This window comes from Holdemanella porci (assembly GCF_019052655.1).
GTDB lineage: Bacteria > Bacillota_I > Bacilli_A > Erysipelotrichales > Erysipelotrichaceae > Holdemanella > Holdemanella hominis.
In genome coordinates, this window is record NZ_JAHQVB010000057.1 from 1 (window position 1) to 13,144 (window position 13,144).

11 protein-coding genes and 1 pseudogene are annotated in these 13,144 nt (G+C 31.5%); 9 read left to right on the top strand and 3 right to left on the bottom strand.

Features of this window, described 5'->3' with window-relative positions:
• Positions 1 to 208 (bottom strand): annotated as a pseudogene (gene tnpA / locus KTQ83_RS09445) (IS200/IS605 family transposase); the annotation flags it as partial.
• A 219-nt stretch (positions 209 to 427) separates the two neighbouring features.
• Between tnpA and dnaX the strand changes: the two are divergent.
• The 3 genes from dnaX to KTQ83_RS09460 all read left to right on the top strand — a co-directional run bounded on the left by dnaX (position 428) and on the right by KTQ83_RS09460 (position 4,019).
• Positions 428 to 2,191, top strand: coding sequence for a DNA polymerase III subunit gamma/tau (gene dnaX / locus KTQ83_RS09450; protein ID WP_186998579.1), 1,764 nt, complete (start codon positions 428 to 430; stop codon positions 2,189 to 2,191).
• Positions 2,192 to 2,201: 10 nt separating this feature from the next.
• Positions 2,202 to 2,789, top strand: a complete 588-nt coding sequence (recR, locus tag KTQ83_RS09455; protein ID WP_117925506.1) for a recombination mediator RecR — start codon at positions 2,202 to 2,204, stop codon at positions 2,787 to 2,789.
• Between the two features lie 681 nt (positions 2,790 to 3,470).
• Positions 3,471 to 4,019, top strand: coding sequence for a hypothetical protein (locus KTQ83_RS09460; protein ID WP_186998578.1), 549 nt, complete (start codon positions 3,471 to 3,473; stop codon positions 4,017 to 4,019).
• On the opposite strand, the gene KTQ83_RS09465 is transcribed toward KTQ83_RS09460, so the two are convergent.
• Positions 4,016 to 4,561, bottom strand: coding sequence for a CYTH domain-containing protein (locus tag KTQ83_RS09465; RefSeq protein ID WP_217256445.1), 546 nt, complete (start codon positions 4,559 to 4,561; stop codon positions 4,016 to 4,018). The genes KTQ83_RS09460 and KTQ83_RS09465 overlap by 4 nt on opposite strands.
• Positions 4,562 to 4,615: 54 nt before the next feature.
• Here KTQ83_RS09465 and KTQ83_RS09470 point away from each other — a divergent pair, with 54 nt between their 5' ends.
• A complete protein-coding gene (locus KTQ83_RS09470) occupies positions 4,616 to 5,389 on the top strand; it encodes an NAD kinase (RefSeq protein ID WP_117925510.1) in 774 nt (257 codons plus the stop codon).
• On the opposite strand, the gene KTQ83_RS09475 is transcribed toward KTQ83_RS09470, so the two are convergent.
• Positions 5,373 to 6,611, bottom strand: coding sequence for an FtsW/RodA/SpoVE family cell cycle protein (locus KTQ83_RS09475; RefSeq protein WP_117925512.1), 1,239 nt, complete (start codon positions 6,609 to 6,611; stop codon positions 5,373 to 5,375). The genes KTQ83_RS09470 and KTQ83_RS09475 overlap by 17 nt on opposite strands.
• Positions 6,612 to 6,697: 86 nt before the next feature.
• Between KTQ83_RS09475 and mutS the strand changes: the two genes are divergently transcribed.
• From mutS to KTQ83_RS09500, 5 genes are read left to right on the top strand one after another with little or no spacing between them, the layout of a single operon-like run.
• Entirely contained in the window at positions 6,698 to 9,238 is a 2,541-nt protein-coding gene (gene mutS / locus KTQ83_RS09480; RefSeq protein ID WP_217285038.1) for a DNA mismatch repair protein MutS, read from the top strand.
• A gap of 32 nt (positions 9,239 to 9,270) precedes the next feature.
• Positions 9,271 to 11,097 carry a DNA mismatch repair endonuclease MutL gene (gene mutL, locus KTQ83_RS09485; protein WP_117925516.1) on the top strand — a complete coding sequence of 609 codons (1,827 nt, stop codon included), beginning with the start codon at positions 9,271 to 9,273 and terminating at the stop codon, positions 11,095 to 11,097.
• Complete coding sequence (miaA, locus tag KTQ83_RS09490) at positions 11,090 to 12,004, top strand: tRNA (adenosine(37)-N6)-dimethylallyltransferase MiaA (RefSeq protein ID WP_117925518.1); 915 nt, start codon at positions 11,090 to 11,092, stop codon at positions 12,002 to 12,004. The genes mutL and miaA overlap by 8 nt, the downstream gene beginning before the upstream one ends.
• The gene (locus tag KTQ83_RS09495; RefSeq protein WP_117925520.1) at positions 11,991 to 12,677 is read left to right on the top strand and encodes a tRNA threonylcarbamoyladenosine dehydratase; all 687 of its coding nucleotides are present in this window, start codon (positions 11,991 to 11,993) and stop codon (positions 12,675 to 12,677) included. The genes miaA and KTQ83_RS09495 overlap by 14 nt, the downstream gene beginning before the upstream one ends.
• Positions 12,678 to 12,692: 15 nt before the next feature.
• A complete protein-coding gene (locus tag KTQ83_RS09500) occupies positions 12,693 to 13,025 on the top strand; it encodes an acylglycerol kinase family protein (RefSeq protein WP_217285039.1) in 333 nt (110 codons plus the stop codon).
• The last annotated feature ends 119 nt before the right edge of the window (positions 13,026 to 13,144 follow it).

Sequence of the window (13,144 nt, forward strand, 5' to 3'; positions counted from 1 at the left end):
TATTTGGAATGTAATGCTGCGGCGTACAATTGATCAGCATATGGATATGATCCTCATTCATATTCATTTCCAAGATTTGAAAACCATTATCCTTTGAAATCTGAGTCAGCAGCTCTTTTAAATTTGTTGCGACCTGTCCATTCAAGACATAACGGCGATACTTCACACACCATACGATATGATACTGTATTGAATAGACATAGCTCTTCCTTTAACAACTTCCATACGTTTTTTTCTCATTAATATTATAACATCTGTATATATTTAAAGCACTATATTTATCATTTATAATTAAATTATTTATCTAACATTTGCCAATCTAAGAACACTCGTGACTTTAGTCATGAGTGTTCTTAGATTGCACTATAAAATAGATAAAACTATGATAAAATAAGATACAGATAAACATATAGAAAGGATTTTACGAATGGCATATCAAGCGTTATATAGAAAATATAGACCAACGAATTTTGATGAAGTTGTTGGACAAACACATATAATTCAGACATTGAAAAATGCGATTGTTCAAAATCGTATTGCTCATGCTTATTTATTCTGTGGTCCTAGAGGAACAGGAAAAACTTCAATCGCAAAAATATTTGCGAAGACACTAAATTGTACGAATAATCAAGATGCTCCTTGTGGAGTTTGTGAGAACTGTAAAATGGCTGCGAATGGAAGTCATCCAGATATTATTGAAATTGATGCCGCCAGCAACAATGGTGTAGATGAAGTAAGAAATCTGATTGATAAAGTGAAGTATGCTCCAATGCAGGGAAAATATAAAATTTATATTATTGATGAAGTTCATATGATGACATCTGGAGCATTCAATGCATTGTTAAAAACAATCGAGGAACCTCCTGCTCATGTAATTTTTATTTTTGCGACTACAGAACCTAATAAAGTTTTACCAACTATTATTTCTCGTTGTCAAAGATTTGACTTTAATAAAGTGAGTATGCATGACATTAAATATAGATTATCTGTTGTTTGTAAAAACGAAGGAATTGAAATTGATGAGAATGGATTAACGTTAATTGCTCAATTGGCTGATGGAGGAATGCGAGATGCGTTATCCATATTGGATCAATGTGTTGCATACTGTTCATCTCATATTGATGTGAATGATATTCGTAAAATTTATGGTGTCGTAACATCTGAAGATATTGGAAAATTATTTTATTCAGTATATAAAAAAGATGTAGATAGTTTTGTCAAAGATATTCAGAAATATTCAGATATGGGAATGGATATTAAACGATTGACAGCAGACTTTATTCATATGTTGAAGGATAGTCTGATTTTAGATTATTCTGAAAATTCAACTCTAGTTTCAGATATGAACAAAGATATGATTCGGAAATATTTCAAATTAGCACCTATTAATTTCAGAATTAAGTGTATGGAAGAATTGATGGATACATATAATAAATATACATATGCATCTAACGCACTAGATTACTTAGAAGCCTCTTTATTAAAGATTTCAAGTTATTCATATGAATCGAAAACACATATTATTGATTCAGATCATAATGATTTTAAAGAGGTAGAGGAAGAAGAAAACTATGAAACATCATATGACGATACTTCTGATGACTCAGATATAATTGAGAAAAACACTCAAAAAGATGATAATAATGGGGTTTTAGAGAAATCTGAAATTTCTGATGTTTCACGTGAAACATTAAAACAGTCAGAAAATAAAAATAATAAAATCATATTAAACGATGAATTTGTCATTCAATTGTTAGTTGGAGCTACAAAGATGGAAAGAAGTATTGATACGAATAAGTTCAATAATATAGGACAATTCATATCAAGTTTAGAATTTGGAAAATATGCGGCTACATTGAGAAATAGTACTATTATGGCTAGTGGATCTAATTATATTGTCGTATGTGTATCTAGTGAAATCTTTGCGAAACAAATAAATGAATTTGAACTGAATTATGGATATGAAGATTTCATGGAAGTGTTATTAGGAAAAGCAAAGAAAGTATTCGCATTGGATAAGACACAACAATCTCGCGTACTGGATGAGTTTAAAGAAAGAATGATTAGTGGTAATCTTCCAGAACCATTTCAAGTTCATTTAAAAAGAAAAGACGCAGAATCTGAAAATAATATGAGTATTGAAGATCATATGAAAAGTTTGTTTCCTAATATAGAAATAAAAGAAGATTAGAAGGTGAAGCATGTACCCAAAAACATTTGATGATTTAATATATGAATTTCAGAAATTACCAGGAGTAGGTGCTAAAACGGCAGAGAGATATGCATTTACTGTATTAGGGTGGTCTGATGAAGAAATATCTGAATTGGCAGAAACGCTAGTAAATTTAAAAAAGAAGGTAAAGAAGTGTACGCGATGTGGTAATTTAACAGAAGATGAGCTTTGTGAATTTTGTAAGAACTCTAATAGGAATCAGAATATCATATGCGTGGTACAAAATCCGAAAGATATATCAGTAATAGAGTCTATGCAGCAATATAATGGTGTATATCATGTACTAGATGGATTGATCAACACTCAAAAAGGAGTATTACCTGATCAATTGAATATAATGACTCTTTTAAATAGAGTGAATGAAAGAACAGAAGAAGTTATATTGGCTCTAGATCCTACAGTAGAAGGAGAAACAACTGCTTTATATATATCTAAATTATTAGAAGGGAAGTGTAGGGTAAGCAGACTTGCCCATGGTATCCCTGTAGGTAGTCATTTAGACTATACAGACGCTATGACGTTGTTAAAAGCGTTTGAAGGACGTAAAAGTTCGTAAATATGCTTAATCGTATGAAGTATTTATGATATTTCATACGATTTTTTATAAATATATGAATATTAGTGCAAAAATCATATAGAATTCATCATTCATATGAATAAAATAGTACACTATATAGTGAAATCATATAGCATAGTATAAAAATGCTTTAAATAAAGATTATTCACCTAATTATCACATGGAGAGAAAGAACTGCAAAAAACGGACTTCTGAGCATTCATATGAAATATATATGATATTTCATACCGATATTTTATAAAATCTCATTCATGTGAAAATAATAAAAACAAAAAATAAAGGATATGAATTTAAATATGAATTAAAAAATGTGTATGAAGACGTTCATATGAATATAAAACGTTGTGTATATTAATCATATGAAACGATTTATTAAATATTTTAAATCATATGAATTATAAAATTTAAATATGAATGGAATAATTAAATTCATGTGATACAGATGTGAAAATATAAAATATGAAATCGTATGTGATTTTAATAAATAAGTATATATGAAGGTTCATGTGAGAAATATATGAAAAAATAAATGGTATTTTAAAAAGTAATAAATAATATAGGAAATTCATATATAGGTATAGCATTCTTGACAAAACTATGATAGACTTATCGTGACTCGTTAGATTATTATTATGAATTTCATAGGAAGGGGACGTGAATATGCCTGAAGAAGCATCAGCAATTGATGTATATTATGATATGGATATTGCGCAGATATGCCAACATTTCAATAAATCAAGAAATACAGTAGATAAAGCAATTGCAAAATTGGTAAAAGATAATCCAGATAAAGATTGGAAATACAAAAATCCAGCCACTCGTCGTATTACAATTAAGGCTGAAGGTGTTGAAAGATTATCTACTTATTTTAGGAAAGAAAAACATGAATTATCTACAGTTGAAATGGAACTTAGATTTGAAAATGAAAAGCTTAAAGCCATTATAGAAGAAAAAGAGAAGGCACAAGTCCAGATTGAACAATTATATCAAGAAAAGCTTAAATTAGAAATCGAAAAGAGTAAACAAACTTTCCTATTAGAAACACAAACGAAAGATGAGAAAATTTCTGAATTAGAATCTGAAAATCAGAAATTAAAAGAAGTAGAAGAACTTTATAATAAAAATAAAGAAGAAATTGAAAATTATAAGAAAAAAGAAGAAGAATATAATTCTAAATCCTTCTTCTATCGTTTAACACATAAATTTTAATCGTTTAATGCTCTAGCAATTTTGCTAGGGCAATTTTTTGCCCATTTTAAACCATATTTTTCTAATATAGAATTAAAAAAATGGATTCCATCATGATCGGATGTGTATTCATACTCAATTTCATAATCTGTATGATTTTTATAATATGTTTTATCTAAACATAATTCTCCGTTTTCAAATGCATATACATTTCTTAATGTAGTAAAACTAGCTGTCGGATGTAAATTTTTGGGAATTTGATATTGGTTGAACCAATTTAATATTTCTGGATCTTCAATCTCATTAATATTTTCTGCAGATATTTCTTTTTCGAATTCATAGTGTGTGTATTCATCTTTTCTGATTTTTAATGTGAATATTTTTTTATTTTGAATTGTTCGAATCCGGACTGCGCCATGTTGTTTTTTTACATCCTGATTCTCTGTGTCAAAGTATGTATTTGTCTGTGTTATTGGATTATGAAAATCATATGAATGGAGTAATTTATTATAAATATTTTCATTAATCAATAATTTCAATTCTCTTTCAATATTATCGTACATTCATATCACCCATAAATATGTTACAATAGATTTAACAAAAGAGGAAGTGATTTGATGCGTTTCAGTATAGTAGACAGAGGAGACGATAACTCAAAAAGAGTTGCAGAAACTCTAAAGAAAAAATGTATAGATATTGGATGGGAATATGATGATGAAAAATCTGAAGTTATTTTTTCTGTTGGAGGAGATGGTACTCTATTAAGAGCAATTCACACTTATATAGATAGATTGGATGAAATTCAATTCGTTGCGATACATACAGGGAATTTAGGCTTTTTTACCGATTATACACAAGATGAAGTGGATCATTTGGTTTATGATTTAAAACATAACCAGCCAAAAATTGAAGAGTTTAATTTACTTCAAATGGACCTTCCTCAAGTTAATGAAACATTATACGCATTAAATGAAGTTCGTATTGAGAGTTTAGCTAAAACATTGGTACTTGATATTTCGATAGATGATGAATTTTTTGAAAGTAGTCAAGGCTCAGGCATTTGTGTGAGCACACAATCTGGTTCTACTGCTGTGAATAGAGCACTTAAAGGAGCTGTTGTGGATCCAGGTTTAAAGGTTTTACAACTTTGTGAAATCATGCCTATCTCACATAAGAACCATCATTCTTTAAAAAATCCATATATTATGAATGATACGCGAAAAATAGGAGTTAGAGGAGATACACTGGCCTATGCACATGTATGTTATGATCACTTAGAAAGAGATTTAGAATCGATTTCTGAAATAATTATTCATTCGAGCACAAAAAAAGTACGATTCGCTAGATACCGTACTTATTCATATTTGACTCGACTTAAGAATTTATATTAATTAACTTACGTCTTTTTGAACGATTCAAACGAATCGTTCTTTTTGTTGCCGGTGAAATGTTTAAAATAATTGCGAATGAAATGAAGTAAGAAAGAATACTACTTCCTCCATAAGAAATCAACGGTAATGTGATACCAGTGATTGGAAGTAATCCAACAATCATCCCTGTATTTTGTAGTTGTTGATATAGCAGCATTGCGATAATACCGATTACAACAAATCGATCTTTTTTATTTTTTGTTGCGTAAGCTATTTTACATAAATAAATATCTAATAATAAACATAATAATAAGATAAATGTGGTTCCAATAAAGCCGAAGCATTGTCCAAAAGCAGCAAAGATAAAATCGGTATGTGCTTCTGGAATAGAGACGATATTTGCTTGTAACCCATATCCAGTTAATCCGGCACTACCTAATGACAATAACGCAGTATATAACTGGTTCGAACTACCTCGAATGTTACTTTCTGGTTCTAACCATGCATCAATTCTCTGTAGTTTGTATGAAGATATAAATGAAGCAAGAATATTAGGGTATTCGAAATATAAGAATAAGAAGGTTCCAACGACAATAACTATAAAGGCGAAAATACCAATAATATACTCTTTGCGTATACCACTACAACAGACTAAAATGAAAATATTGAATACGATAATAATACAAACACCAGTATCTGGCTGCATCATAATCAAAAATAATGGGGGGAATAATATTTTTGCGATTTCCCACAACAACATCAAGTCATCTTTATGTGTTGGATTTGGATGTGCATTTTGATGATCAACAATAATTTGTGAGACTAAAACAATTAAAACAATTTTAATAAATTCACTTGGCTGAAAACTACCAATCAAAGGCAGTTGAAACCATGAAATAGCACCATTAACTTCACTGGCAAAAGGAAGTGTGATACCCACTAAATTAAATAATAAGCGTGAGAAAAATAAATAAATAAGACATAGCATTAAAATTTTATAGGCCATATCCATATATGAATATATTTTTTTGTTTTGAAGAATTGAAAGGAAAAACATTGCGACAAATCCTACAATAAACCAAAATAATTGACGATATAAGTAGGAACTTCCGCTTCCAAATTTTATCAGGTTAAAAGAATTGTATAGTGCAAAACAACTTGTCATACCAAAAAGGATAAGAATTAGAATCAAACCAATATCAATTTGGATGGATTTGTTTTTCCATTGAATTGTTTGTTTCATTAATAAAACCTCCTTATTCAGTATTTTTAATTATAACATAATTATTTCGAATTTTTGTTATAATAGTAGTGTTAGGATGATGATTTATGGCAGAAAAAAAATATACACCAATGATGCAGCATTACTTGAAAATGAAAGAAGAAAATCCGGATTCGATTTTGTTTTATCGTTTAGGAGATTTTTATGAAATGTTTTTTGAAGATGCAAAATTGGTTTCTCAAGAATTAGATTTAGTATTAACAGGAAGAAGTGCTGGCGTTGAAGAAAAGGTACCTATGTGTGGTATTCCTTTTCATGCCGCAAATTCATATATTCAAAGATTAGTCAAAAAAGGGTATAAAGTAGCTATTTGCGAACAATTGGAAGATCCGTCTAGCGCAAAAGGACTGGTGGACCGAGGAATTATTAAAATAATTACACCTGGAACTTATATGGATGCAACAATGGATGCCAAGTCAACAAATTATATGGCATCTTGTGATGTTTCAAGTTTTGAAATTACAGTCATATATTGTGAATTAAGTACAGGTGAATTAAAGTATCAAACGCTACAAAGATCTTTGGTGGCGCTACAAAAGGCTCTTTTGGAACAAAATGTAAGTGAGCTTGTTTGTCCGATGACAATGGATAAAAAATGGATGGCTGCCCTAGAAGAAATGGATACAATGCTCATTTCAAAACATAAAAAGGCAAATATTGATCCTGAGGATCTACCTTTATTAAATGGAATTGAATCCGAATCTTTGAAAGAAGCGTTTGCGCTTTTAATGGCGTATTTAAAAGACACACAAAAACAACGTATTGATCATTTTTTACCAATAGAATCTATGGACAAAGATAAAGTTCTTGTTATGGATTATGAAACAAAGAATCATTTGGAGTTGGTTTCAAGTCAATCTTCGAATGCCAAGGCAGAAAGTCTATGGTCTTTTATGGATAAGTGTCAAAGTGCAATGGGATCAAGAATGTTAAAACGATGGATTGAATATCCATTGATTGATGCAGAAAAGATTGCGAAAAGACAAGCAGCGGTTAAAGATTTAAAAGAAAACTTTATGTTAAGAGAAAATCTAAAAGAACATTTAGTGTATGTGTATGATATGGAAAGACTTGCAAGTCGTATGGCTTATGGGAATGCAAGTCCTAGAGATGTACTTCAACTTGTAGCGACATTAGAACACGCAAAGCCTATTTTAGATTTAGCGTCTTCGTTGAATTCGTACCCAGAATTTAATGATGTGCCAGACTGCCAAGAATTATACAATGAAATAAAAAATGCGATTATAGAAAATCCACCATTAACACTAAAAGAAGGTGGAGTCTTTAATGATGGATACAATCAAGAATTGGATGAAGTTCGAAAAATAGCAAAACAAGGAAAAGACTTTATTCTGGAATTAGAAGCGAAAGAACGTGAAAGAACAGGGGTTAAATCATTAAAAGTAGGATATAACCGTGTATTTGGATATTATATTGAAGTTCGTAATGGAAATTTAGATAATATTAAAGAAGAATTTGGGTATCACCCGAAACAAACACTTGCGAATGCGACACGATTCATTACACAAGAATTAAAAGAAAAAGAAGAACAAATTCTACATGCACAAGAGACAAAGGTAAAACTAGAACAAAGTTTGTTTAATGATTTATTGTTGCGAATCAAAAGAGATTTATTTGATTTGCATGCATGTGCACAAGCATTATCTACAATTGATGTCCTTGTATCTTTGGCAATTCTTGCCAGTGAAAAAGGATATGTATGTCCAGTTTTCCATCCAGGTTACAATGCTAATGTGGTAGAGGGTAAGCACCCAATTTTGGATGATCGTATGAAAAAGAAGAGATATGTTTCAAATGATTGGAAAATGTCAGAAGAAGAACATATACAATTGATTACTGGACCAAACATGGGTGGTAAATCTACATATATGCGACAAAATGCCTTACTTGTAGTTATGGCACAAATGGGAAGTTTTATTCCAGCTAAAACAGCACAACTTCCAATTTTTGATCGAATCTTTACAAGAATCGGAGCATCGGATGATATATTGACAGGAAAAAGTACATTCATGGTGGAAATGATGGAAGCCAATACAGCTTTACGTTATGCTACAAAACATTCCTTGATTTTATTTGATGAAATTGGTCGTGGAACTGCAACTTATGATGGTATGGCTCTTGCTCAAGCAATGCTTGAATATATTGATGAAGCAATCGGAGCAAAAACATTATTTTCGACGCATTATCATGAATTAACGGAATTGGCGGAAGAACATCAATCTATGCGCAATGTACATGTTGATGTTCGTGAAGAGAAAAATGAGATTGAATTTAGATATCGTGTAATTGAAGGAAAGGCTGATAAATCTTATGGTATCAATGTTGCTAAACTCGCACATTTACCAAAAGTAGTTTTAGACAGAGCTTCACAACTTTTATTGAATTTTGAAAATCAAGATAACAATCAAAATTATCAACCAAGTTTATTTGTGATTGATCAAGTTCAACCAGAAAAGTCACAACTTTTACAACAACTACAAGAATTAGATGTCGACTCAATGACTCCTAGAGATGCTCTGGATTGTCTTTATGAGTTAAAAAAACTAAGCGAAAAAATCGAATCATAAATATGAAATTCATATGAATGGAGGTGTGAAGTATGGCTAAGATACATGTATTGAGTGAACATTTGACAAATATGATTGCGGCTGGTGAAGTCGTAGAAAGACCGGCTGGAATTGTAAAGGAATGCGTTGAAAACAGTATTGATGCAGGTGCTACAGTCATAGAAGTTGAAGTATACCAAGGTGGTATTGAACGAATTGTGATTACAGATGATGGCTGTGGAATGGATCATGAAGATGCACATTTAGCATTTATGCGACATGCCACAAGTAAAATGCATTCAGAAGAAGAATTATTCAATATTCAAACTATGGGATTTAGAGGGGAAGCTTTACCAAGTATTGCTTCTGTTGCCCAAGTTGAATTGCAGACAAGCAACGGTGAAGAAGGTACTTTATTAAGATACAACTATGGAAGTTTAGATGTTGATGAAACTTGCAATTGTCCACGAGGAACAAAATTAGATGTTTCTGGATTATTTGTTAAAACACCCGCAAGATTTAAACATTTAAAGAGTATTTCTTATGAATTTTCTGTAATTGCCGATTTAATGAATAAGATGGCATTATCCCATCCGCAGATTCGTTTTCAACTTTCTCACGATGGAAGAGTTGTATTTCAAACAAGTGGCAATGGAAATATCCAAGAAATTCTATACCAAATGTATGGTAAAGAAGTAGCTCAGAATGCAATTCAATTTGAAGGAAACAATGAAGATTTTCATATTCATGGATATGCAATCCAGCCCAAAATCAATCGGGCCACAAAATATTTTATGTTTTTAACTTTAAATACAAGATTGATTCGCAGTGTCGCAATCCAAAAAGCAATTCTAGATGCATATAGTGATTATATGCCGCCGAATCGTTTTCCAATCGTTGTTTTACAAATGGATTCAGATACACAATTGGTTGACGTAAACGTACACCCTAATAAATGGGAGGTTCGTTTGTCAAAACAAGGCGAAATGCTAGATTTAATCAAAACAACAATTCAAGATGCTTTAAATGCTTCTTTAAAAACAGTAGCTGTTAGTAAACCTGAAAAGAAGAGTGTTGCATTTGAACAGCCAGAAATACAATATTCATATCCTGTTAAGCAACAGCCAAAAGAGAATAAATCGATTGAACAGAGTTTTAAAAATTATAATCCAGTAGTTATCAAAGAAAAAAAGGAGCAGATACAGATATATGAAGAAAAATCAGCTCCTGAAATAAAAATACAGGAAGAACCGATTTCATATCCAATTCCTAAGGAAGATAAGAATGATAAAGGTCCAGAATTCTTTTTGCACCTTCAAGTATTAGCTCAATTGCATGATTCCTATATCTTATGTAGTAATGAAGAAGGTTTGGTTATCGTGGATCAGCATGCTGCTCAGGAAAGATATCATTATGAGCAGTTAAACGAAAAATTATTGGTTCAATGTACAAACAAACAACCGCTTATGGTTCCTATTCAATTGGACGTCTCAAGTAATGTATTGGCTCAATATATGACCATTAATGAAAAAACAGCATTCTTTGGGATTGAATTTGAACCATTTGGAACGGATCAATTGATTCTTCGTGAAATTCCATTATGGTTTCATGATGTAGACCAAAAACAATTCTTACAAGATTTATTAGATTATTTTGTAGAAAATCAAGACGTAGATATGGCAAAACTTAGAAAACATATGATTGCGACTATGGCATGCCATAGTTCAATTCGTTTTAATCGACCATTATCTATGCAGGAAATGGAGCAAGTCATTTTAGATTTACAAAAGTGTAAACAACCATATCACTGTCCTCATGGAAGACCTACAGTTATTGTGATGAGTGATGGTGAGTTGAGAAAGGAATTTGAACGTGGATAGACAAAAAGTTTTAGCAATCGTAGGACCAACTGGAATTGGAAAAACAAGCCTTTCTGTATGGTTAGCCAAACAATTGAATGGAGAAATTATTTCCTGCGATAGTATGCAAGTATATAAAAAAATGGATATTGGCACGGCCAAAGTAACACAAGAAGAAATGCAAGGCATACATCATGAATTGATTGATGTTCAAAATTATAATGAACCTTACAATGTAAAGGTTTTTCAAGAAAAATGTCGTACAGCTATCGAAGATGTTGTAAAAAGAGGAAAGTTTCCTATTTTATGCGGAGGAACAGGACTTTATTTAAAAGCAGCATTATATGACTATGAATTTCAAGAAGAAAACGAAGATATCGCCTATACTGCTTTTTTGAATTCGAAAACGAATGAAGAATTGGTCGCAATGTTAAAAGAAAAAGATGAAAAAGCTCTAGAAAAAATTCATCCAAACAATCGCAAGCGATTGATTCGTGCTCTACAAATTTGTCGTAGTGGTACTTCAAAATCAGAACAAGAAGACAAACAACAACATATTCCATTATATGATGTGTATTTTTTAGGTTTAGATGTAGATAGAGATATTTTACATGATCGAATCAATAAAAGAGTAGATATTATGTTCGAGAATGGTTTGGTCAAAGAAGTAGAAGATTTATTTACAAATCCAGAAACGTGGGAATATACAAGTTTTCAAGGAATTGGATATAAAGAGTTTAAAGATTATTTCTTAAAAGAAAAGAGTATCGATGAAGTAAAGACTGCTATAAAAACACATTCTAGACAATATGCGAAAAGACAATATACATGGTTTAAGAATCAGATGCCTGTACATTGGTTTGAAGCACAGAATAGAGATGAAATATATAGTGAAGTAAAGGAATGGTTGATGGATGAAGACAAATGAGAGAAGTGAATTGTTGCTGGGAAAAGAAGCATTAGAAACACTAAATGATAAGACAGTCCTTGTTGTTGGAGTTGGAGGAGTTGGTTCTTTTTGCGTAGAGGCCTTAGCAAGAACAGGAATTGGTCATTTAATTCTTATAGACAAAGACTGTGTGGAACCAAGTAATATTAATCGACAATTAGTGGCAACTTTAGATACAGTTAATGAAGTTAAAGTGGATGTATTAAAGAAACGAATTAGTACACTAAATCCTAATTGTATTGTAGATACATATGCATGTTTTTATGATCAAACGAAAGATGATGAAATATTTTCGCAACCCATTGATTTTGTCGTAGACTGCATTGATTCCATTCAGAGTAAAAAAGATTTGATGCAAGCATGTATTGAGCAAAATATACCGTTTTTATCAAGTATGGGAATGGCTAGGCGTAAAGATCCTACAAAATTAGTAGTTACAGAGGTAGAAAAAACAAGTTATGATCCAATGGCTAAACAGATTCGTCAGTGGAAAAGAAAAAATCGTATACGCAATAAAATCTGGGTGGTGGCATCTTTAGAACAACCGATTCCAGTAGAGTCAGGACAACCATTGCCTAGTGCTATTTTTGTACCTGCAAGTGCCGGATTGGTACTTGCGAGTGAATGTGTACAAAGATTGATTGAGTCATAAAGAGGTAATAATGATATGAAGGATGTATTTATTGTAAATCCCAAATCAGGGAAAAATAGTCAATATGAATTAATACAAGAAATCAAAGAGCATTTTCAAGGAAAACGTATTATCATTGAAAAAACAAAAAGTCCTGAACATGCGACGTTTATCGCAAAAAAGTATGCTCTATCCAATGAACCTGTGCATTTGTATGTGTGTGGCGGAGATGGTACTTTGCATGAAGTTATTAATGGGTGTGCCGAAAAAGAAAATGTGACTATTTCTGTGATTCCAATTGGAACGGGGAATGATTTTGTGAAATATTTCGAAGATTTAAAAAGCTCCTCTTTTGCAAATGGGTGGTAATCATTCGCTTATTTACTATGTTTAGAGCTCATTGCATCCCGATATCGCACTTTTTTTGGCGATAAAACTGCCATTTCAATAAATTTTAACACCTTATCATACTTGTCCTTTGGCTCATT